Annotated in this window: 21 protein-coding genes and 1 pseudogene; 12 read left to right on the forward strand and 10 right to left on the reverse strand. The window is 73.1% G+C overall.

The window, feature by feature from the left end:
• The first annotated feature begins 34 nt into the window (after positions 1 to 34).
• Genes CNQ36_RS18290 through CNQ36_RS18320 form a run of 7 tightly spaced genes read left to right on the forward strand, consistent with a single transcriptional unit; the run spans position 35 to position 8,575 of the window.
• Positions 35 to 1,024, forward strand: a complete 990-nt coding sequence (locus CNQ36_RS18290) for a glycosyltransferase family 2 protein (RefSeq protein ID WP_186363153.1) — start codon at positions 35 to 37, stop codon at positions 1,022 to 1,024.
• Positions 1,021 to 2,268: an ATP-grasp domain-containing protein gene (locus tag CNQ36_RS18295; RefSeq protein WP_121546800.1), complete on the forward strand. Its 1,248-nt coding sequence runs from the start codon at positions 1,021 to 1,023 to the stop codon at positions 2,266 to 2,268. The genes CNQ36_RS18290 and CNQ36_RS18295 overlap by 4 nt, the downstream gene beginning before the upstream one ends.
• A complete protein-coding gene (locus CNQ36_RS18300) occupies positions 2,265 to 2,933 on the forward strand; it encodes a hypothetical protein (protein WP_121546801.1) in 669 nt (222 codons plus the stop codon). The genes CNQ36_RS18295 and CNQ36_RS18300 overlap by 4 nt, the downstream gene beginning before the upstream one ends.
• 20 nt (positions 2,934 to 2,953) lie before the next feature.
• Positions 2,954 to 4,261 carry a phenylacetate--CoA ligase family protein gene (locus CNQ36_RS18305; RefSeq protein ID WP_228312999.1) on the forward strand — a complete coding sequence of 436 codons (1,308 nt, stop codon included), beginning with the start codon at positions 2,954 to 2,956 and terminating at the stop codon, positions 4,259 to 4,261.
• Entirely contained in the window at positions 4,258 to 6,051 is a 1,794-nt protein-coding gene (locus CNQ36_RS34735; protein WP_163013290.1) for a hypothetical protein, read from the forward strand. Before CNQ36_RS18305 ends, CNQ36_RS34735 begins: the two co-directional genes overlap by 4 nt.
• Complete coding sequence (locus CNQ36_RS18315; RefSeq protein WP_121546802.1) at positions 6,048 to 7,535, forward strand: cation:proton antiporter; 1,488 nt, start codon at positions 6,048 to 6,050, stop codon at positions 7,533 to 7,535. Before CNQ36_RS34735 ends, CNQ36_RS18315 begins: the two co-directional genes overlap by 4 nt.
• Entirely contained in the window at positions 7,532 to 8,575 is a 1,044-nt protein-coding gene (locus tag CNQ36_RS18320; protein ID WP_040906624.1) for an NAD-dependent epimerase/dehydratase family protein, read from the forward strand. Before CNQ36_RS18315 ends, CNQ36_RS18320 begins: the two co-directional genes overlap by 4 nt.
• Before the next feature lie 61 nt (positions 8,576 to 8,636).
• On the opposite strand, the gene CNQ36_RS18325 is transcribed toward CNQ36_RS18320, so the two are convergent.
• The 6 genes from CNQ36_RS18325 to CNQ36_RS18350 form a co-directional block, all read right to left on the reverse strand.
• On the reverse strand, positions 8,637 to 9,950 hold the full coding sequence (locus tag CNQ36_RS18325) for a phenylacetate--CoA ligase family protein (protein ID WP_121546803.1): 1,314 nt from the start codon (positions 9,948 to 9,950) through the stop codon (positions 8,637 to 8,639).
• A complete protein-coding gene (locus CNQ36_RS18330; protein ID WP_121546804.1) occupies positions 9,947 to 10,681 on the reverse strand; it encodes a hypothetical protein in 735 nt (244 codons plus the stop codon). The genes CNQ36_RS18325 and CNQ36_RS18330 overlap by 4 nt, the downstream gene beginning before the upstream one ends.
• A gap of 1 nt (position 10,682) precedes the next feature.
• Positions 10,683 to 11,045 carry a YybH family protein gene (locus CNQ36_RS18335; protein ID WP_004928760.1) on the reverse strand — a complete coding sequence of 121 codons (363 nt, stop codon included), beginning with the start codon at positions 11,043 to 11,045 and terminating at the stop codon, positions 10,683 to 10,685.
• 87 nt (positions 11,046 to 11,132) lie between these two features.
• Positions 11,133 to 12,125: a hypothetical protein gene (locus CNQ36_RS18340; protein ID WP_121546805.1), complete on the reverse strand. Its 993-nt coding sequence runs from the start codon at positions 12,123 to 12,125 to the stop codon at positions 11,133 to 11,135.
• On the reverse strand, positions 12,115 to 13,764 hold the full coding sequence (locus tag CNQ36_RS18345) for a nucleotidyl transferase family protein (RefSeq protein ID WP_228313000.1): 1,650 nt from the start codon (positions 13,762 to 13,764) through the stop codon (positions 12,115 to 12,117). The genes CNQ36_RS18340 and CNQ36_RS18345 overlap by 11 nt, the downstream gene beginning before the upstream one ends.
• Positions 13,765 to 13,837: 73 nt before the next feature.
• Positions 13,838 to 14,446, reverse strand: a complete 609-nt coding sequence (locus CNQ36_RS18350; RefSeq protein ID WP_121546806.1) for a response regulator transcription factor — start codon at positions 14,444 to 14,446, stop codon at positions 13,838 to 13,840.
• Between the two features lie 165 nt (positions 14,447 to 14,611).
• Between CNQ36_RS18350 and CNQ36_RS18355 the strand changes: the two genes are divergently transcribed.
• The gene (locus CNQ36_RS18355) at positions 14,612 to 15,244 is read left to right on the forward strand and encodes a sensor histidine kinase (RefSeq protein WP_121546807.1); all 633 of its coding nucleotides are present in this window, start codon (positions 14,612 to 14,614) and stop codon (positions 15,242 to 15,244) included.
• Between the two features lie 31 nt (positions 15,245 to 15,275).
• On the opposite strand, the gene CNQ36_RS34740 is transcribed toward CNQ36_RS18355, so the two are convergent.
• Both CNQ36_RS34740 and CNQ36_RS18365 read right to left on the reverse strand, forming a co-directional pair.
• Complete coding sequence (locus CNQ36_RS34740; protein WP_163013291.1) at positions 15,276 to 15,656, reverse strand: hypothetical protein; 381 nt, start codon at positions 15,654 to 15,656, stop codon at positions 15,276 to 15,278.
• A 249-nt stretch (positions 15,657 to 15,905) separates the two neighbouring features.
• Entirely contained in the window at positions 15,906 to 16,337 is a 432-nt protein-coding gene (locus tag CNQ36_RS18365) for an ester cyclase (protein WP_163013292.1), read from the reverse strand.
• Between the two features lie 283 nt (positions 16,338 to 16,620).
• On the opposite strand from CNQ36_RS18365, the gene CNQ36_RS18370 reads away from it, so the two are divergent.
• Positions 16,621 to 17,295: a lytic polysaccharide monooxygenase auxiliary activity family 9 protein gene (locus tag CNQ36_RS18370; protein ID WP_466432083.1), complete on the forward strand. Its 675-nt coding sequence runs from the start codon at positions 16,621 to 16,623 to the stop codon at positions 17,293 to 17,295.
• A gap of 168 nt (positions 17,296 to 17,463) precedes the next feature.
• Here the strand turns inward: CNQ36_RS18370 and CNQ36_RS18375 are convergent, their stop codons facing one another.
• Positions 17,464 to 18,297 (reverse strand): PIG-L family deacetylase, encoded by an 834-nt coding sequence (locus CNQ36_RS18375; protein WP_121546810.1) that lies wholly within the window; start codon positions 18,295 to 18,297, stop codon positions 17,464 to 17,466.
• A 382-nt stretch (positions 18,298 to 18,679) separates the two neighbouring features.
• Here CNQ36_RS18375 and CNQ36_RS18380 point away from each other — a divergent pair, with 382 nt between their 5' ends.
• From CNQ36_RS18380 to CNQ36_RS18390, 3 genes and pseudogenes are all read left to right on the forward strand, one after another.
• Positions 18,680 to 18,946, forward strand: a complete 267-nt coding sequence (locus tag CNQ36_RS18380) for a ribbon-helix-helix domain-containing protein (protein WP_121546811.1) — start codon at positions 18,680 to 18,682, stop codon at positions 18,944 to 18,946.
• On the forward strand, positions 18,943 to 19,386 hold the full coding sequence (locus CNQ36_RS18385; protein WP_121546812.1) for a PIN domain-containing protein: 444 nt from the start codon (positions 18,943 to 18,945) through the stop codon (positions 19,384 to 19,386). The genes CNQ36_RS18380 and CNQ36_RS18385 overlap by 4 nt, the downstream gene beginning before the upstream one ends.
• Positions 19,387 to 19,994: 608 nt before the next feature.
• Positions 19,995 to 20,823 (forward strand): annotated as a pseudogene (locus CNQ36_RS18390) (DUF2182 domain-containing protein).
• Between the two features lie 86 nt (positions 20,824 to 20,909).
• On the opposite strand, the gene CNQ36_RS18395 reads toward CNQ36_RS18390, so the two are convergent.
• Entirely contained in the window at positions 20,910 to 21,566 is a 657-nt protein-coding gene (locus CNQ36_RS18395) for a DUF1326 domain-containing protein (protein ID WP_121546813.1), read from the reverse strand.
• Positions 21,567 to 21,737: the final 171 nt, after the last annotated feature.

Genomic DNA, 21,737 nt, shown 5'->3' on the forward strand with positions numbered 1-21,737 from the left:
CGGAGGACGAGCGGGGAGAAGCAGAGTGACCGGGATGCCCGCCATGCTTTCCATCACCGCGATGGTGCCCTGTTACAACGAGGAGGAATGCATCGAGCGGGCATATCTGGAAATCAGCAGGGAGATATACAGGTACGAGGACTCGGAAATCCTCTTCGTCGACGACGGAAGCACCGACGGTACGCTCGACATCATCAAGCGGATCGCCCGCGAGGATCCACGCGTCCGATATCTCTCCTTCGCCCGTAACTTCGGCCTCGAATCCGCCTTCACCGCGGGCTTCGCCTACGCGTCGAAGGAATGGACCGTCCAGCTCGACGCCGACCTGCAGTCCCCGCCCGCCGAACTCCACAAGCTGGCGCGGCGGGCCGTGGAGGGCGGCTACGACGCGGTCTTCGCGGTCCGCGCCGGCCGGCAGGACCCCTGGTACCGCCGTCTCGGGACCATCGGCCACCAGGCCGTCGCCACCCGCATCCTGGGCATCGAACTGCCCGTGCGCGCCTCGGTGTTCCGGGTGGTGCGCACCGTGGTGGCCCACAAGGTCGCCGACTGCGAGGTCAGCACGCCGTACTTCCTCGCCACCCTGCCGCTGATCGGCGCCCGCTACACGACGGTGGAGACCGCGCACGCGGCCCGGGTGGCCGGGCGGGCCAAGTGGTCGCTCGGCAAGCTGTTCCGGCACGCCGCCGATCTCTTCGTCGGCTTCTCCTACCGGCCGCTCGCCCTCGTCTACCTCGCCGCGGCCGTCGCCGCCGTGGCGGCCGGGGCGCTGACGCTGCTGCGGGCCGACGTCCGGCTGCTCGCCACGGCGTCCGTGCTGCTGCACGCCTTCGGCCTGGGCGCGCTCGCGCTGCTCGCCCGCTACCTGGTGCGCATCATGCGCGGCGGCGAGGGACTCCCCCGCTACCAGATCCGGGAGGCCAACGTGCCCGTGCGGCCGCGGGACGACCTCTACGCGCACCGCCACGCATCCACCGGCCGGGCCGCGCCCGCGCCACTGCCGCAGACAGGGAACCTGCCATGACCAAGCCCCACATCCTCGTCCTCGGCGGGGGCGAGGACCAGCTCCCCGCCTACCACGAGGCCCGCCGCCTCGGTTACGGGGTCATCGGCGTCGACCAGCGGCCGGACGCGCTGGGCGCGGCGGCCGCCGACCTCTTCCTGTGCATGACCACCCGGGCCCCCGGGGAGATCGCCGCCCGGATCGGCCACCTCGACGTCGCCGCGGTGATCTCACCGGCCAGCGACGCCGCGCAGGAGTCGGTGGCCGAACTCAGCCGGATCCTCGGCACCCCGTACCAGCCGGCCCCGGACGCGGTGCGGGCCTCCGTGGACAAGGGCTACTTCCACGCCGTCCTGGAACGCGTCGGGCTCCCCGGCTACGGCCATCTGCGGTCCGCGGACCCCGTCGAACTGCGTCTGGCCGCGGCCACGCTGTCGCTGCCCCTCATCGTGAAGCCCAACGACTCCTCCGGCAGCAAGGGCGTCCAGGTCGTCGCCGACCCGGCGGCACTGCCCGCCGCGCTGGCCGAGGCGCGGGCGTACTCCTTCTCCGGCGAAGTGATCGTCGAGGAGATGCTGCTGGGCCGGCACCTGTCCGCGGAAGCGTTCCTGCGCGACGGGAAGCTGGCCACCACGGCGGTCACCGAGCGCGCCACCACCGGCGCACCGCACATGATCACCACCACCCACACGGTGCCCGCCGAGCTCACGCCCGCCACCGAGATCCGGCTGCGCTCCATGATCATGGACATCTGCGTCGCGCTCGGCCACACCGACGGCCCGGTCAACTTCGACTTCGTGGTCGACCGCACCGAGGAGATCCGCTTCATCGAGATGGGCGCCCGGCTCGGCGGCAACGGCATGCCGCTGCTCGTCCAGCACGCCTACGGCATCAACACCTACGAGGCGGCCCTGCGCCTCGCGCTGGGCCAGGACTTCGACCTGGCTCCCCGCCACGTGAAGAAGACCGCCCTGCACATCCTGACCACCGACACCGACGGCGTCCTGCGCACCGTCGACGGCGAGGACGCGGTCCGGGCGCTGCCCCAGACCGCCGAGCTGAGGCTCTTCGCGGGCCCCGGCAGCCAGGTCCGCCGCTACACCCAGGCCGGCCACAAACTCGGCTACCTCCTGCTCGTCGCGGACAGCTACGCCGAGCTCCGGGCGGCACAGGCGAAGGCACAGTCCCTGCTGCGCTTCGGCGTGGAACCGGCCGCGCCCGCCCCGGCCCGCCACCCTGAACCCCTTACGGAGAAAGTTCGTTGAACACCGCACGGCGCAACGCGCCCTTCCTGGTCCTCGCCGCGCTCGCGGCGGTCTTCGCGGGCATCGTCTGGTTCGCCATGCCTCATGACCGTGAGGTCAAGAGCCTGGGCATCCTGCTGTTCAAGCTGGTGCCCTTCGTGCTCGCCACCGAGGCGATCGCCCAGCTCGACCCGGTCTGGGCCCAGCGGATCCGCCTCCACCTCGTGGTCCCGGTCTGCTTCCTCGTGTACTTCTGCTACTTCGTGCCGAAGATCTTCTTCGTCGCCGAGAACCACCCCGAGCTGTACTACTACATCCTCACGCTGACCCCGTTCGTCATCCTCAGCCTCGTCCTCGCCTTCCGCATCGGCGGCGGCGCCGCCCACCTGGTGCGCCGGCTCTCCTACGCGATGATCCTGCTGATGCTGTCCGGTCTCGAGGACCTGGCCTTCCTCACCGTGAACGAACACACCGACCCGGCGTGGCAGACCATCCCCGAGGTGTGGACCTGGGCCTCGCACATCACGGTCTTCCTCGGCCACCCGGCGAGCAAGTACGAGGCGTACGCCTTCATCACCGTGCACGTGCTGCTGGCGCTCTTCCTCCTGTTCGCGCCCACCCGCTGGTTCGCCCCCCTCGCCCGGGCGGTCCGGCGCACCCCCGTCCAGGCCCCCAACGCCGGCTGACCAGCGAAGGACCGTACGAGATGTTCCTCCGAGAGGCGCTGTACGTCCCCGTCGCCTGCGCCCGTCAGTACGGCACCCGCGACGCCCTGCGCCGGCGCCAGCTCACCCAGCTCAACAGGATGCTGGCGCACGCCAGGGCCGAGGTGCCGTACTACCGCGACGACCCCGCCTACCGGACCGGCCCGCTGCGCTCCCTCGCCGAGGTCGCGCGGCTGCCGGTCCTGAGCAAGGAGGTGCTGCGCGGCCGCCCCCTGGAGGAACTCCTCGCCGAGGGAGCCGACCCCGCCCGGCTGCCCACCTTCCGCACCAGCGGCTCCACCGGCCGCCGGGTGACGGTCGTGCACGACACCCACAGCCACGACTACCACATGGCCGCCTGCGTCCGCCGGTTCCTGGCGACCGGGCGCTACCTGCCCACCCACCGGCTCTCCCACATCAGGCCCTTCGCACCGCCCTCGCGGCGCTTCGAGAGGATCGGCCTCTTCCGCCGCCATGTGCTGCTCACCGACCGGCCGATGGACGACATCAAGGCCGAACTCCTCACCGCACGGCCCCAGGTGCTCATCGGCTACCCGGTCCACCTGCGCGCCCTGCTGCGGGCGCTGACCCCGGCCGAACTGGCGGTGCTGCGCCGCACCCTGCGCCTGGTCATGACCGAGTCCGAGCTCCTCGTCGACGCCCACCGGGCGCTGTTCGAGGAGGAGTTCGGCGCCCCGGTGCACGACGAGTACTCGGCCTTCGAGGTGCTCAACATCGCGTACGAGTGCCGGCACGGGCGGGCCCACCTCGCCGAGGACCGGCTCCTCGTGGAGATCCTCGACGCGGACGGCCGGCCGCTGCCGGACGGCGCCGAGGGCCGGGTGGTGGCGACCGCGTTCATGGAGCGCGCGATGCCCCTCGTCCGGTACGACCTGGGGGACGTCGGCAGGATCGAGACGCCGCCGTGCCCGTGCGGACGGCGCTTCCGCACCCTGCGGCTCACGGCGGGACGCGTCAACGACTCGGTGCTGCTGCCGACCGGACGCCAGCTCTACCCGGACACCTTCCTGCATCTGGCGGCCACCTTCCCGGGCATCGCCGAGTGCGGGGTGCACCAGGACCGCACCGGAGCGGTGCGCCTCGACGTGGTCCCGTCCGGGCCCCTCGACCGGGACGCGTGGGCCGGGGTGGCCGAGGCGGTGCGGGAGCGGCTGCACACCGTGGCCGGCTGCGCCTTCCCGCTGGAGGTCGTCCGGGCGGAACGGGTGGAGATCACCGCGGGCGGCAAGGGCCGTTTCGTCACCTCCGAGCTGGCGGCGCCGGGGGCCGAGCCGACGGGACCGGCGTGAGCACGGCGCCCGGCGCGGCCGCCGGCCCGGAGACGTCCCGGCGGCCCGACGCCCGACGCCTCGCCTCGCTCCTCGCCGGGCGCACCGCCTTCAGACTCACCCTGCTCGGGGCCAACACCGCGCTCCTGGCCAGCTGGGGGCAGGGGCCGTACGAGCGGTACGCCGCGGCCATGGGCACGGCCCAGGTGCTCACCACCCTCACCTCGCTCGGCATCGAGAAGTCCGCGCTCAAGCTGGTGCCCCGGGCCCGCCGCACCGGGCCCCAGCTGATCACCGTGTTCCTGTGGTGCGCGGGCGTGCTCACCGCCGCCGTCGTGCTCTGGCTGGCCGGCACGGCGCTGCTGAACCCCCCGCGGGGCGGTGCGCTGGCGGTGCTGGCCGGCCTGTACATGGCGCTGCTCGGTCTGAACACCGTCCTGGTCGGACTGTGCAGGGCGCTGGGCCGGGACCGTGCCGACGTCGCCAACTTCACCGCCCTGTCGTTCCTCGTGGTGACCGGGACCGGCGGGGCCACCCTGCTCGGCTGGGGCCCAGAGGCGTTCACCGGCTGGATCCTCGTCGGCACCGCCCTGCTCAACCTGGTCCACGTCCCGGCCCTGCGGCGCTCCGCCGCCCGCCCGGTACGCCGGGGCACGGCCGGGCCGGCCGTCTCCACCTCGGCGCTGATGGCCTGCGGCGACGTGGCGGCCGCCGGTGCGGTCAGCCTCCTCTTCGCGCTGCTCGCCGCCTCCCGGCACCACGAACAGACCGGCCACCTCTATCTGATGGTCCTCGCCTCGTCGGTGCTGCTCAACGGCTTCGGCTACGTGCTGCGGCTGTTCCAGCCGCATGTGTCGCTGACCCTGCGGTCGCTGGACGCCGCCGCGCTCGACCGCCGGGTGGTGCGCCGGCTCCTCCCGCTGGCGGTGGCGGGCGCCGCGTGGACCGCCGCCGCCCTGCTGCTCGCCCGGCTCGTCCGGGACTCCGGCCTGCTGCCGCCACCCGTCGTGGTGCTGCTCCTGTACGTCCTGTGCACACCCCTGTTCTTCGCGGTCGGCAGCCTCCACTACCTGCTCGAGAACGCCAGCGCCCGCACCCTGCGGGCCACCGCCGCCGCGGCCGTCGCGGGCCTGGTCTGCGCGGTGCTGGCCGGCGCGTTCCTGGTGCCCGCGCTCGGCGCCCTCGGCGCGGTCGCCGCGCTCTCCGCGGGCGAGGCAGCCCACGCCCTGGCCGCCCGCCTACTACTCACCTGTCCGCGCACCCACCGCCCGCCCACACCCCGCACTCCCGCCGCGCCGCCCGCCCCCGCTGCCCTCGCTGCGTCTGAGGCCCCTGCCGCGCCTGCCGCGACGGCTGCTTTCGCCGCCTCCGCCGCGCTTCGCGCACCGGCTGCGCCTGACGCGCCGCCCGCGCCCGCTGCCCTTGCTGCGTCCGAGGCCCCTGCCGCGCCTGCCGCGCCGCCCGCCTCCGCCGCGCCGCCCGCCTCCGCCGCGCCGCCCGCATCCGCCGCGCCGCCCGCATCCGCCGCGCCGCCCGCCTCCGCCGCGCCGCCCGCCTCCGCCGCGCCGCCCGCATCCGCCGCGCCGCCCGCCTCCGCCGCGCCGCCCGCCTCCGCCGCGCCGGCCGTCCCCGCCGAGCTTCGCGCACCCGCTGCGCCTGCCGCGCCGCCCGTACCCACCGCGCCTGCCGTGCCGGAGGCGCCTGCCGCGGCGGTCGCGCTGCCCGCACCCGCCACCCCCGCCGCGACGGCCGCCCCCGCGGCCCCCGCCGCGCCCGCCCCGACCCCTGACGACCTGGGAGTCTCCCGATGAACGACGACCTGACCCGCCGTGACGGCGCGCCGGCCTGGCGTGGTGTCGTCTACCCGTTGCTGCTCTCGGCCGCCGCCCTGGGCGTCCTCGTCGCCGTGCTCGGGCTCGGTATCGGGGCCCCCGATCCCGCGGTCGCGGAGACGGCACGGGACGGAGCCCCGCCGGGCGCCGTCGCGCACGCCGGCGAGACCACCCTCAGGCTGGTGGCCGCCATCGCCGTGGTCGCCGCGGTCGCGGCCGGCGGCGGTCTCCTCGCCCGCCGTCTCGGCCAGCCGCCGGTCATCGGCGAGATCGCCACCGGTCTGCTGCTCGGCCCGTCCTTCCTGACCGGGCTGTGGCCCGGTGCGAGCGAGCTGTTCTACCCCGCGTCGGCGGAGCCCGTGCTCGGCCTGCTCGCCCAGGCCGGCCTGGTCCTGTTCATGTTCGCGGTCGGCTCCGAGTTCGACGCCTCCCAACTGCGGCGCAGCGGCCGGGTGGTGGGAGCGGTCAGCCAGGGCAGCATGATCGTCCCGTTCGTCCTCGGAGTGGTCTCCGCGGGCCTGGTCTACCGGGAGTTCGCCGCCGACGGGATCGACTTCGTGCCCTTCGCGATCTTCCTGGGTACGGCGATGAGCATCACCGCGTTCCCGGTGCTCGCCCGGATCGTGCAGGAGTCGGGCCTGGCCCGGCACCCGCTCGGCACCATGGCCATGACGTGCGCGGCCGCCTGCGACGTGATCGCCTGGTGCGCCCTGGCCACGGCCATGGCGGTGGCCGGCGCGGGCAGCCTCTGGGGCGCCGGCGGCACCGTGCTCCTCGCCGCGGGGTTCGCGGTGGCCGTCCTGGTCCTCGGCCGCCCGCTGGTGCGCGCCGCCGACCGCTGGGCGGACCGGGTGCGGGTGCCGTCCGCGGCCCGCCTCGTCGCCCTGCTGCTGCTCGCCTTCTCGCTCGCCCGGGCCACCGATCTGATGGGCGTCCACTCGATCTTCGGGGCGTTCCTCGCCGGACTGCTCGTGCCGCACCGTTCCGGCAGCCCGCTGACCGCCGTGCAGCTGCGTCTGGACTCGCTCAACCGGCGGCTGCTGCTGCCGCTGTTCTTCGTCTCCGTCGGCATGACGGTCGACCTCAGCCGGGTGACCGCGAACGGCGCGCTGCTCGTCGCCGGGGCCGTCGCCGTCGTCACCGCCGTGGCCGGAAAGCTCGTCGGGACCGGCCTGACCGCCCGCTCCTGCGGCCTGTCCTGGCGGATGTCGCTCGGCCTCGGCGTGCTGCTCAACGCGCGGGGCGTCACCGAGGTCGTCGTGCTCCGCGCGGGGCTCGACGCCGGCCTCATCAACCAGAACGCCTTCACCGTCCTGGTCGTGATGGCCCTGCTGACCACGGTGATGACCGGCCCCGCGCTCGGTCTCCTCAAGCTGTCCCGGCGGCCCACGGCCGCCCCCGTCGCCCCCCTCCGCCTCGCCGGCTCCCCGCAGGGGGAGCAGCTGGAAAGGAACTCCGCATGACCCCCGTGACCCCTGCCGCCCCCGTCTCGCTGGTGACCGGAGGGGCCGGTTTCATCGGCTCCCACGTGGCCCGCGAACTCCTGGACCGCGGCCACCGCGTGATCGTCCTCGACGACCTCAGCGGCGGCACCGCCGCCAACGTCCCGGCCGGCGCCGAGTTCCGGCACGGCAGCGTCTGCGACCCCGACGTCGTCGACGCCGTCTTCGCCGCCCACCGCGTCGACTACGTCTTCCACCTCGCCGCGTACGCCGCCGAGGGCCTGAGCCACTTCATCAAGCGCTTCAACTACATGAACAACGTGGTCGGCAGCGTCAACCTGATCAACGCCGCCGTCAACGCGGGCACCGTGAAGTGCTTCGTGTTCACGTCGTCCATCGCGGTCTACGGCGCCAACCAGCTGCCGATGAGCGAGGACCTGGTGCCGGCGCCGGAGGACCCGTACGGCATCGCGAAGTTCTCCGTGGAGCAGGAACTGCGGGTCACCCACGAGATGTTCGGGCTTCCGTACGTCATCTTCCGGCCGCACAACGTCTACGGCGAGTACCAGAACATCGGCGACCGCTACCGCAACGTCATCGGCATCTTCATGAACCAGGCGCTGCGCGGCGAGGAGTTCACGGTCTTCGGCGACGGCGAGCAGACCCGGGCCTTCAGCTACATCAAGGACGTGGCCCCGGCCATCGCCCGCTCGGTGGAGCTGCCGGCGGCGTACAACGAGGTCTTCAACGTCGGCGGCGACCAGGTCTACAGCGTCAACCGCATCGCCGCCGCGGTCTGCGAGGCCATGGGCGTGGAGCTGCGCGTCAACCACCTGCCGGAGCGCAACGAGGTGCGCGACGCGTACGCCACGCACGAGAAGGCCCGCAAGGTGTTCGGCGCGCCCGGCCTGGCCGTCGGTCTGGAGGAGGGCATCGGGCGCATGGCCGCCTGGGTCAAGGAGGTGGGTCCGCAGGAGCCCTCGGTGTTCTCGGGCATCGAGGTGGTCCGCAACCTGCCCCCGTCCTGGGCGGCGGCCCTGGAGGAGCGGCGCACCATATGAGCGCGGCGGTGCGGCCGTGACCGGGAACCCCGCGTCACGGCCGCACCACCCCGGGGCCGCGTCAGTCCGCCGCCCCGGCCAGCACCTTCACGATCTTGATCTTCCCGTTGGGCTCCGGGGCGATCTCCTCTACCCGGCGGACCGTCACCTCGAAGTCGGGCACCGCGTCCTGCACCGCCCGCCGGATCCGCCCGGTCACCGAGGCGTCCGCGCCCGGCGCGAGCACCGTGCGGACGGTGACCTGGGCGGGCCGCTCCTGCACCAGCTGCATGCGGGCCACCTCGGGGAAGTCCTGCACCCGGTACGTGAGGAAGTCGGCGTAGAACTCCCGGCCGTCCCGCCCCCGGAACCGGTCCTGGCTGCGACCCTGCACCCGCTCCACGACCGGGGTGCGGCGCCCGCAGCCGCAGGTGTCCGGACCCACCGTCACCCGGTCGCCCAGCCGGTAGCGGAGCAGCGGCATCGCCTCGCTGTGCAGCCGGGTCACCAGGATCTCGCCCTCGACCCGGCGGCTGCCGTCGGCGAGCACGGCGGTGCCGTCCTCCTGCTCCAGCTCGACCACCACATCGGCGGAGCGCAGGTGCAGCGCGCCCCGGCGGCAGGTGCGCGCCACCGTGAACACCTCCACGGAGGCGTACACCTCGTGGAACCGGGCGCCCAGATGGCCCAGCACCCGGGCCCGCGCGGTCGGCGTGAGGCGCTCGCCGCCGAACAGCACGTGGTGCACGCCCCGGTGGCGCTCCCCCCGCCGCTCCAGCTCCTCGACCACGGAGGCGATCACGTTGGGGAAGCCCACCAGGAACGTGGGGCGGGCCGCGAGGAACGCCTCGACCTGCTCGTCCAGGGTCCCGCTCGTGTCGATGTGGAAGGTGCGCAGCAGACCGAACCGCTCCAGCGGGTGGCGCAGGAACGGATTGACCCTGAAGTACGCCATCCGGTCCCAGGGCCGCAGCCCCGAGGCGACCATGTCGTACAGGTACGAGGCGCGCAGGTACCCCAGGTCCCGCTCCGAGTTGCGGATGGTGATCGGCACGCCGGACGAGCCGCTGGTGGTGCCCGCCTTGGTGTTCCGGGTGGTGAACCCCTCCGCGAGCAGCCGCTCGGGGGCGCTGTCGTGGAACTCGGTACGGTCGAGCACCGGCAGTGCCGGCAGGTCCTCGGGCCCCTGGAAGGCGGCCGCGGTGCCCGGTGCGATCAGCTCCCGGTAACGCGGCACATGCGCCTGGGCGTGCCGTACCAGGCGCACCAGGAGCCGCCGCTGCTCGGCGGCGAGCCGGTCGGGGCCGGCCCGCTCCAGACGGTGGGCGCGGACCAGGCTGCGCAGCACGGGGCCCAGGCGCATCACGGGCGAGACGGACGAGGACGGCGGGGTCATCGCGGCCTCCCGGCGGTGCGCAGGACGGGCCCGCCGTGGCGGGGGCAGCGCTCCGGACGGAACGCCCCGCCGCCCTCCGGCCGGGCGTGGACGAAGGTCGGCCGGCGACGCCTCAGCAGGGTGAGGACCGTGCCGCCGTCCAGTGGGCGGGTGTGCACCCGGCCCGTGTCGACGTGCAGCTCCCCGCAGTCGGCGGCCACCGCGCCCAGATAGCCGAGCCACGGCTCGAACCAGACGGAACCCGGGGCCGGCCGGGCGCGGGCCGCCGCCGCGAGACCGAACCGTGCCACGGTCACCACGCCGTCCGGGCGGGTGCCGTCCGCCCACCCCGGGTCACCGACCACGAGGGCGGGCCCGCCGGGCGGCGCCGGCCGTCCCGGCGGGCCGTCGGTCTCGGCGGTGGCGTCCAGCAGCACCCGCCAGGTGGTGCCGTACGCCCGCACCGGGTCGCGCAGCGCCCGCGTCACCTCGTACACGTCGACGCCCCGCACGGGGTGCCCGGCGATCCGGAGCGCCTCACGCAGCTCGGCGACGTGTTCGCGGGGCGGGCGGCCGGGGTCCCGGCGCGGCAGCAGCGCGGCGTCGAGCGGCATCAGCAGATGCCGCCGCAGCCGCGCCTCGTCGCGGGTCAGCGGCGGCAGCGTCCCGGTGGCGGCGTACCGCTCGCGGTAGTGCGGCACCGTGCGCAGGGCGCGGCGCACGGTGCGCTCGTACGGCTGGGCGACGCGCATCTCAGCAGGAGGTGTTCTGGTCGTGGACGAGCAGCCACTCCCCGTCGACGCGGGCGAAGACCAGGCTGAGCAGATGACGCAGCGCGTACGGCCGGCCCTCCGCGTCCAGGTCCCGGTAGTCGACCGCGAGGACCGCCACGGCGGTGTCCGCCAGTTCGAGGGTGCGGACGGTCTCCGTCGTCATGCTCCAGTCGGGGTCCTGGAACCAGTCCTTGTGGAAGGACCGGATCTCGTCGGTGCCGGTGACCGTCCTGCCGTTGGGGAGGATGAGCGTGGCGTCGGGGTGCACGGTGAGCACGTAGCCGTCCAGGTCGCGGTCGCGGATCGCGGCGAGATGACGGTCCAGCGCGGTGGTGAAGTCCATGGGGGTTCTCTCTCGTCTCTTTCTCGTGCGTCGGTGTTCCGGGAGTCCCCGGCGCGGTGTCCGGAGCGGAGGAAGCGGTGGTGCGGGTCAGAACGGGGCCGCCACGGCGTACCGGGCCACGGCGGTCGCGCCGAACGACTCCTTGAGCCGGGCCATGCCGGGGCCGAACGCCAGGGCGGGCACCCGGAGGGCGATCATCCGGTCGATCTCCCGCAGGTACAGGTCGAAGTAGAGGTCCCGGGCGCCGTCCGAGCCGGTCACCGTCGTCGCCCAGCCGTCCGGTGTGCGAAGCACCAGGTCGAACGAGACGGGCAGGCCGGAGCCGCTGTCCAGGTGGGCGAAGTAGAAGGCGCCCGGATGCGCGTTGAGCCGTTCGAAGTAGACCGGGAGCAGGGGCACGACCCCGGCCGGCCGCCCGGTGTGCTTCATCCGGGTCAGCTGGTCCAGCCGCCCCGCCCGCACCGGGTCGATCGCCGGGAGACCGGTCGTGACCGTCAGCCCGGCGTGGCCGTCGATCCACTGCCGCAGCGCCGTCAGCCGGCGGCGCCTGGCACGCGGCAACCCGGCGAGGTAGGCGTCCGTAGACGCCCAGCGGTTGTGCAGGACCAGGCCGGGCGCGGTGGGACGGGTGAGCCGCAGCGGACCGCCGAGCACCTCCAGGTCCCGGGCCTCGGCGTCCAGGTGCAGCACGCCCAGACAGCGCGCCCCCAGCCGGCGGCGCACGGCCCGCTCGAAGGCGCGGGTTGCGGCCCGCCGGCCCCCGGGAGCGAGCCCGGGGGCGTACAGCCGTCCCGCGCCGAAGCTGTTCGGCAGGTGGACCTGGAACCAGCCCGGCGTCAGGGCCCGCCCCGCGGGCCGGTACCGCCGCAGCACCGGCCGCACCCCCAGCCGCCCGCAGAACGCGGCCACCGGTTCGCCCGCGTCCCTCACCAGGCCGCCGTACACGGGCCGCGGGCTGCCCAGGGCGGCGGCCTCGAGCAGCGCCCCGTCCCACAGCGCGGGGCCCCCGAGGGAGTGGACGAAGGCGTCCCAGCCGTCGGGCGCGGGCCCTCCGCCGGGCGTGAAGATCTCAACCCGCACGGACCGCGGCCTCCTCTCGCACGGAAGCGGGCCGTGGCTGCCCCGCGGTGGCGGACAGCCCCGCCCGCAGCGGCCGTTCGCCCCGGTCGCGATAGGCGGCCAGCGCGTCGGCGACGGCCCGCGGGCCGAGCGCGTCGACGAGCGTGTCGAGCCGCGGCCCGCGCTCGGTGCCGAACAGCGCCCGGTAGATCTCCCGGAACTCGGCGACGGTGCGCTCCGCGCGGGGCGCCCCGGGACCGGTGTGCGTCCTCAGCTGTGCGACGAGCGCGTCCACGGCGGGACCCGGCGCCGCGGCAGGCCCGGCCTCGCCCCAGTAGCGGCCGGCTCCGTGCGTGGCGAGCCAGGCAGCCGCGTGGGCGACCCGCTCGGCCAGCAGCTCCCGGTCGCAGCCGGGGTGTCGCCGCGTCAGTCGGGCGAGCGCCGGCTCCGGGGCCCCGCCGTGGGCGTACAGCGCCCCGACGACGGAGCGCATCCGGGGCAGGGCGGCGCGGGGCGCCGGGTCCTCGTCGCTCAGCAGCTCCCACAGCACCCGGGCCCGCGCGTCACCGGGCACCGCCCGCAGGAAACGGTCGAACGCGTCGTACGCGCCGAGGAACACGTCCGTGCCGAACCCGATCCGCAGGTCCGACAGGCAGTTGCGGTGCCCGTACAGCCACAGCACCATCGGCGCGGGATGGACAGCGAGCAGGTCCCGCACGTACGGTCCGCCGCCGCTCGAGCCGGAGATCTTGCCCGTGCCGCGTGCGCCGCGCACCAGGCCGTAGGGGACGATGACCGGCTGCGCCCGGCCCAGGTAGCCGTCGTACACCGGCCGGGTGCGCTCCATGGTGCTGCCCGCGCTGCAGTGGTCCTGGCCGGCCGGCTCGCAGTCGATGCCCTCGTGGGCGACCCGCAGCGTCCAGTCCAGGGCCCAGGACGGTTTGACGCGCTCCGGTCCGGTCACCGTGAGCCGCGCGCCGCAGCAGCGGCAGTGGTAGCGCGCCGACGCGGCGCCCAGCCGGTGGATCTCGGTGGTGCCGCGGCCGCACTGCAGGCAGTACACCGAGAACAGGTCCCGGCCGTCCGCCCTGCCGAGCAGTTCGGCGAGCCGCCCCGCGTCACGCTGGTAGCGGCGCTGGATCTCCCGGTAGACGCCGGCCCGGTAGCGCTCGTACTGGTAGTGCGTCTCCCACGCGCCGCCCGGCGGCATCCGGCCGTCCGCGTCGGCCGCGTCGGGCAGGATGCCCGTGGCCCGCAGCTCGGCGAGGTAGGCACGGCAGAACCGGGTGGCCCGCTCCCGGTGCGCGGCGAGCGGCCGGCCGCCGTGGCCGGCCAGCTCCGGGTCCCGGGCCGCCTGGCTCTCCCGCACCGGGTCGTAGTCGTCGAAGCTCAGCAGGATCGCCGACCGGCGGCCCATCCGGGCCAGCGCCCGGTGCACCAGGTGGGCGCAGACGGTGTCCCGGAAGTTCCCGACGTGGAAGTAGCCGGTCGGCGACATGCTGGTCTGGATCAGCACCCGGTGGTGCGGCGGATGCCGGTCGGCGAGCCGCCGCGCGTAGTCGAGGGCCCAGTGCGGCGCGGTACGGTCCTGCGCGTGGAGGTCGTGGGCCGTGTCCCCGGCGACCGCCTTCCGCCCCCGCCCCCGTCGTTTCCTTGGCATGGCGCCAGTAGAGCGCGACCCCCGATAAACGGCCTATACGGCACGGCCCGGCGCCCGGAGCGGAACACCGGGGTCAGGCCAGCCAGCCGTTGTCCCGGGCGATGCGCAGCGCGTCCACGCGGTTGCGGGCGCCGAGCTTGTTCACGATCGTCGTGAGGTAGTTGCGCACCGTGCCGACCGAGAGGCTGGTGGTGGCGGCGATCTGGGTGGTGTCGGCTCCCTCCGCCACCCGGGCGAGCACCTCGACCTCCCGCTCGGTGAGCGGACTGTCACCGATCTCCCAAGCGGCCATGGCCAGTTCGGGATCGATGACCCGGCGGCCCGCGCCGACCCTGCGCACCCCGTCGAGCAGCTCGTCGGGCGAGGCGTCCTTCGGCAGGAAGCCCGCCACCTGCGCGTCCAGGGCCCGCCACAGCGTGCCGGGCCGCGCCATCCCGGTGAGGATCAGCGTCCGGCACCCGGGCGCCCGGTCCCGCAGCACCGCGGCGGCGGCGATCCCGTCCATCCCCGGCATGTCGATGTCGAGGATCGCGGTGTCCGCCCCGGTGCGGAGCACCGCGGGCAGCACCTCGCTCCCGCTGCCGACCTGTGCCACGACCTCCATGTCCGGCTCCAGATCGAGCAGCGCGGCGAGCGCCACCCGGATCATGTGCATGTCCTCGGCCAGCACGATCCGCTGCACGGATCCCCCCTTCCGTCGCACGGCTCCCCCGTCTTCCCGGAGTTCGCGCCCTGTCTACCACCGCGCCGGCGGACCCGCCGGGCCCGTATAGCTCAGTGATAGCGGGCCGGGCGAAGCTCCCCGGACAAGCCGCGGCAGCAGTGCACGCGGCGGAACGGGGGAGTCATGCTCAGGGGACTTGAGGCCACGGCCACCGCCGTGACCGACCAGCGCCGCATCGTCGTCCGCGAGCGGCTGCGCTTCGCGCGGGATCTGCACGATCTGCTCGGCCCGCGCCTGTCGGCGATCACCCTCCAGTGCGAGCTGGCGCGCCGTCACCTGGACAGCCGCCCCGACGCCGCGCACGACCAGCTGACGCAGGCGCTCTCGGGGCTGCGCGACATCCTGGAGGAGGCGCGGCGGGTGGCCCACGGTTACCACTGCCTCTCCCTGGAGACGGAACTCGCCTCCAACCGGGACCTGCTCGAGTCGGCGGGCGTCGAGACCGAGGTGACGCTGCCGGGCACGGTGCTGCCCGCCCCGCTCCAGACGGTTCTGGCCACCACCGTCCGGGAGGCCGTCACCAACGTCCTCAAGCACAGCCGCGCCCGCCGCTGCCGCCTCGCCGTCGAGACCGGGAACGGGGCGGTGCGCCTGACCGTCACCAACGACGGCGTCCCCCGCGCCGCCCCGCCGGCCGCCGCCGGCCTGGGCCTGCGCAGCCTGGCCGAGCGGGTCACGGCGGTGGGCGGCAGCCTGGGCCACGCCCGGATCCCGCCCGCCCACTACCTCCTCGAGGCCCGCTTCCCCCTGTCGTGACGCACCGGGACCCCCGGAGGACCCCCGGCGGTCAGGAGGTGGTGAACCTCAGTACGGCGTCGTCCTCGTCGTGCGCCACGACGGTCGCCGTCAGCCCGTCGCCGAACCTGGCCCGACCGCCCGCGCCGCCGCCCAGCTGCATCAGGGTGCCCGCCGTCCGGAAGGCGACGTAGTCGTCCCGCACGGTGACGTGCACGTCCATCCCGTTCGCCGTGATGTCCGCCGTGGAGGTCACCAGCACCTCGCACTCGCCGTCCGCGCAGGCGCCGGTGTCCCCGCCGTCCGCCGCCTCGGGCAGCGGGCCGGCGATGCCGGGTGCGGGGAAGGCCGCACCCTCGGCGGGCTCCCGGCCCGGGGCACGCCCGCCGCTCCCGCAGCCGCCGGCCGCCAGCGCCAGCACGACGGCCGCCACGACGCTCCCTCTCCTGAACATCCGCCTGCCTCTCCGCACGCACGGGCACCGCGTTCACGGTGCCCGCCTCCTTGAACAGCCGGTGTCCAGGAAAGTCACGCCGGATGGTCGGCCCGGGGGACGGCAATCGGGGCGAAACTGTCGTCCCCACGCCCTGAAGTGAGCCGATCGCCACCCGTGCCCCCGTCAACGCGGCTCCCGAGCCACCCGGTGAGAGATCAGGCCAGGTCGTGCCGGTTCCCCCCGCGGTCAGCCGCGCGACTGCTCGGTCAGGCCCAGCTGGCTCATGAGGGCCCCGGTGTCCAGATAGGCGCGGCCCTCATGGATCTTGCCGTCCTTGACCTCGTAGATGTCACATGCCTGCACCGTGACGTGACGCCCCGTGGCGGGCACGGTGCCCGCGTGCAGGACCAGGTCCCCGGTCTGGGTCCCGCTGCCCGTGTACTCGACGACCACCCTGTCCCCCTGTGACGTGAGGTGGTCGAGGGTGAATGTGCCGTCGGGCATCGCGTCGAACATGGCCTTGGCGAGCCGGGTGAAGCCCTCCGGCCCCTGCAGTGTCCTGCCGCTGCCTTCCTCGACGAGGGTGCAGTCCGGAGCGACGGACTCGGCGATGGAGTCGTAGTCCCGATCGTTCCAGGCCCGGAAGAGGTCACGGACGAAGGTTTCGTTGTCAGCCATGGGAACCTCCAACAAGGCACGTCCCTTTGTTCCCATGCTGACCCGCCCCGTCCGACGGCGCATCCCTGCGGGAAGCGACGGCGCTTGGGCGACGCAGAGTGGTCCGGGCCGCATCCTCGCGTTCCGGTCCGGGAACGGTCCTGCCTACCGGCTCACGGCGGAATTGTCTGATCGGCGCCCATCCTCGTGATCAACTCCGTTTGTTCCATTGACATTTCACTTGGCGGGCCTACCGTTGGGAGCGCTCCCATCACAGCTTGCGACTGGAAGGAGTTCCCCCCACATGCGCAAACAGATCTCGTTGACCGGGCGTTCGCGGTCGTCCCTCCGCCGGCCTCTCCAGGTGCTCGTCATGCTGTTCGCCGTAGTCGTCGGCGCACTGACCTGGTCGGCCCCCGCCCAGGCTCACGGCACCATCGTCGGCCCCGCCACCCGCGCGTACCAGTGCTGGAAGACGTGGGGCAGCAACCACACGAACCCGGCCATGCAGACCGAAGACCCCATGTGCTGGCAGGCCTTCCAGGCCAATCCCGACACCATGTGGAACTGGATGAGCGCGCTCCGCGACGGCCTCGGCGGCCAGTTCCAGGCACGGACCCCCGACGGGACGCTCTGCAGCAACAACCTCTCGAGGAACGCCAGCCTGAACACGCCCGGGCCGTGGAAGACCACCACCGTCGGCAACAACTTCTCGGTCCACCTGTACGACCAGGCGTCCCACGGTGCCGACTACTTCAAGGTCTACGTCAGCAAGCAGGGCTTCAACCCCAAGACCCAGACCCTGGGCTGGGGCAACCTCGACTTCATCACGCAGACCGGCCGGTTCGCCCCGGCGCAGGACATCACGTTCCCCGTCCAGACCTCCGGCTACAGCGGACACCACGTCCTGTTCGTGATCTGGCAGGCCTCGCACCTCGACCAGGCCTACATGTGGTGCAGCGACGTGAACTTCGGCTGAGCCGGAAAGCGCCGCACACGGTACCGGCCTCGGCCGGGCGCCGGTAACCCGCCGCCCGGCCGACCGAGCCCCGTCGGGACAGGGGGCCCATTCGGTCACCCCGCCCCGACGGGGCTTCCCGCGCTCCTTGCGCTGTGACCGGGAACCTCTGCCGGTCCTACGGGCGGATCAGCGCAGTCCGGCGAAGAGATCGTTCTCGGGCAGGGCCGCGCCGGTGGCGTCCTGGACACGTACGAAGGTCTCCATGCCCATCAACTCGCCGAACCTCTCCTTTCCCATCTTGAGGAAGAAGATGTTCTCGCCCTGACTGGCATGCGCGGCCAACGCGTCGAACTTCTGACCGCTGAACGCGGTGGTGTCCACCCACGTGGTGATCTCGTCGTCAGGCAGGCCGATCTCGGCCATCGCGGCGGCCTCGGCAGGGTCCGGTTCCGGCATGTCCGGATGGAACTCGCGCATGATCTCGCCGAACCGCTGCATCCCCGAGCGGGGCATCGTGGTCCAGTACACCTTCGGTGTCAGCGCGGTCATCTCCAGCGCCGCCATCGTGATGCGGTGGGCCTGGATGTGGTCGGGGTGACCGTAGAAGCCGTTCTCGTCATAGGTGACGACCACATCAGGTCGGTAGTGCCGCATGAGTTCCGCGAGTCGGACCGCGCTTTCCTCCACGGGGGTCTGCCAGAAGGATGCGGGGGCGTCGTTGCTCGGCCAGCCCACCATCCCGGAGTCGGCATAGTCCAGCATCTCCAGATCGCTGATCTTCAGGACGTCACAGCTCGCTTCGAGTTCTTGACGACGCATCAAGGCGACCGCCGCCGGGTCGTGCCCGGGCTCGCCCGGCTTGACACCCCCCGGCCCGTCACCGCAACCGCCGTCGGTACACGTCACGAGAACCGTGCGGATGCCTTCCGCCGCGTACCGCGCGAGGACACCTCCGGTTCCGGTGGCCTCGTCGTCGGGGTGGGCGTGTACCGCCATGAGCGTCAAGGGCCGGTCAGTCATGGAACAGTCCTCCTGCGGATATGAGTCCTGGCCCGAGTACGCGGCGGGCGTGCCGCGACCCTGGAGCCCGGATCCTGGTGGGGCGGACGGCCTTGCGGCCCCGGCGCTCCCGCCGTCCGGCGCCGGCCCCTCGGTCGGTGCAACCGCGCCGGACTCACCGGCTGTTCCCGGCGCGGCCACTCGGCCTTCGAGTGTCGGCGTTCCACGCGACCGGGGGACAGGTGCGACCTGCACGTCTCAGCAGCACGTCGGATTCGGCTTCCGTCCAGCACCGGCTGTGATGGCTGCCGGCCCTCGCCTCGGCTCGGGAGATCACAGCGTGCAGGATCACCCCTACGGACACCTGGGTGTGTCAATCTGGTACATGGACTATCCTTGGTACATGTCCATGAAGCGCACGAACGTCTACGCCGACCCCGAAGACCTGGCGATCATCAAGGAGGCCGCGAAGCGCCGGGGGATAAGTGAGGCCGAGATCATCCGCCAGGGCATCCACCTCGCGGCCATGGCGAACAGGGTCTGGGACGAGCCGCTGTTCTCGCGCACCTTCGAGGGGACGGGACGCACGCCCTCCAGACCGGAGGTCCGTGACGTGGTCGCCGACGCTGTCCGCCGTGAGACCGGCCCGGATTCCGGATCCGCCGCGTGATCATTGTCATTGCCGACACGTCCGGCCTCCTCGCGGCCCTGGACTCGGCCAACCCGGAACACCGGGCGGCGAATGAGGCGATCATGGCGGCCGGCCTCCTGGTGATGTCTCCGCTGCTGCTGGCCGAGCTGGATCACGTCGCCACGCGCGAGCTCGGCAGGGCGGCCGCCCTCGGCGCGGTCGACGACCTACGGCGCTGGATGGGCCGGGGACGTGTCGTCATGCCGGAGATCACGGAGGACCACCTGGGCGCCGCCCAGTCCGTCCGTGTCCGCTACCGTGCGCTGGACCTCGATCTCGCCGACGCGGTCAACGTGGCGCTCGCCGCCGACTACGACACGGACGCGATCCTCACCCTCGACCGACGTGACTTCCGGGCCGTACGCCCCTTGGGCCGTCACAAGGCGTTTCGGGTACTCCCCGACGATCTCCCGCTCTGATACGACGAGAGTTGAACTCGCGTTCTCAGCCCGGGAAGTGGCGGTGCTCGGGCAGCTCATGCGGCTCTGACGCGCACGGATGTCGTGCGGCGGGGTGGGGACGGTCGCTGAGAACACATGCCGTCGGTGTCTCCCGGACGGTTATGGCGGCGGACGACGTGGACCAGCGCCGTCTCCGAACAGAACCGCCGAACCTGTGGCAGGGCGCCGTCTTCCCCGGTCCGGTGCCGACCCACCCGCACGCTCGACGAGCCGATGGTGCGGCACCCGCCCACCGGTCCGGACAACGAACAACCCCTGGGTCGATGACCTGGGGGTCAGTGGTGGAGCGGGTGACGAGAATCGAACTCGTCTGTCCGGTGTGCGGGGTTCTTGTCCGCGCCGGATGAGCGCCTGGCCTGTGACGGCGGCGATGCATTCGAAGTCCCGGTCGCCGTGGAGGAGGGCCGGTCCCTGCGCCTCGGCTACGGGCGGCAGGGACCGCGGGGAGTCCGTCATGGTGCTCGCGTCGTGCTCTTCCGCCGGCGTACCCGGTCCGGGCCACCGTAAGCGGTCGCGCCGCGACGGGATGAGTGCTGCCATGGAACCAGCCGCAGGAGTGCATGCCGATGTGTCACAGCCGGATCTCCGCTCTCGCGTCCGCCCGGCCGCCCGCGCCGACCGGGGCGGGCGGAGGACTGCTGCCGGCCCGGGATCTCGCCGCCGCCTGGTTCCTGGTCGTCCTGGTCGCGGTACCCGCCTGGGTGCTGACGGCCGGGCAGGCCCGGGGCATGGGGGTGGGGCCCGGCACGATGGGGATGGCGTTGCCGCTGTTCCTGCTGCTGTGGGTGACGATGACGGCGGCCATGATGCTGCCGTCCATGGCGCCGGTGGCCATCACGTGGGTGCGTGGGATCGGCCGGCGGTCCTCCGGCTGGACGCGGACCGTGCGCACCGTCGAGTTTGTGGGCGGCTATCTGCTGGTGTGGACTGCCTTCGGCCTGCTCGCCTACGCGGCCCTGGCCCTCACCGGCGGCCTGGTGGACGACCGTCCGACAGCCGGACGCTGGATCGGCGCCGTGGCCTTCCTGCTCGCGGGCCTGTATCAGCTCGGCCCGCTCAAGAACGTCTGCCTGCGGCACTGCCGCGACCCCATGGGCCACCTGGTGCGCTACGCCGGGTTCCGGTCGCCGGCCCGCGACCTTCGGGTGGGCGTCCACCACGGCGCCTACTGCGTCGGCTGCTGCGCGGGACTGATGACCGTGCTGGTCCCGCTCGGGGGTGATGAACGTGGCGGCGATGGCCGGGCTGGCCGTGGTGGTCTTCGTGGAGAAGCTGTGGTCCCGTGGTCCGCTGCTCGCCCGGGGCGTTGGCATCGCGTTTCTCGTACTCGCCGTGCTCGCGCCGTTCCAGGACTGGCTGCTGCCCGGTCTGCGGGCGACGATGGACGGTATGTGACCGAAGAAGAAGTCCACGCCGTCAGGGGTCGCCTTGACGTTGGCCCAGGGGGCCTACGACCTTGCCCTGCGACAACGCGTCCTGTCTCAGTCGGGACCGCTCCAGTCGAACGGGAAGTGTTTGCTCGACTTCCCCGAGCGTTCCCAGGAGAAGCCGAACGCGTCGGCGCGGTCGGTGGTGGCCCGTCCCCAGGTGGCGACCTGGCCCGGTCCGACCTCGGCGCCCGGGGCGTTGTGGACCTGGACGCGCGCGCCGTCCGGCGTCGTCGGGCCGGTGAGTGCCTCGGCGGTGGCCGTGACCCGGCCGGGAACCTCGGCCCGCCAGGTGGCGAGGTCCTCGTCGATCTCGACGTGGACGGGGGCGAAGTCCATGCCGCGCATCTCGGGGTGGAACATCTCCCCGAACTGCGCGGGCCACCCGCCCGCCTCACCGCCGAAGATGGCCGCGAGCGCGGCGCGCTGCCGGTCGTCGGCCCGTTCGTCGAGGAAAATCGCCGCGTACGGGTCGGAGTGCGTGCCGGTCCAGGGGTTGCCGACGAAGGAGCCGAGCATCAGGACGTTGAGACCATCGAGCCGCACATCGCCGAAGCCGCCTTCCCGGATGTGCCAGACCAGCACACCCTCGCAGTCGCCGTAGGTCGGCGGCTGGGCGAATGTACAGGGGCACGGTATGGCGCACTTGCACACATCGAACCAATCACCGGCCAGACGCCAGCGTGTGCCGGTGGTGACGTGATCCGTCATCTCGCTTCCCTCCTGCCGAGCTCGAGGAGGAGCTCAATCGGAGTGGCGAGACCGCGTATGCCCCGAGCCCGCGCCCGGACGACGAGGCGGCCTCCCTTCCAGCTTGCACCCCACGGCCCGGTACGGGAACCAGGAACGCCCGACAAACTGGACCGATCCGAAGGATCGGAC

The organism is Streptomyces fungicidicus (assembly GCF_003665435.1).
Taxonomy (GTDB): Bacteria; Actinomycetota; Actinomycetes; order Streptomycetales; family Streptomycetaceae; genus Streptomyces; species Streptomyces fungicidicus.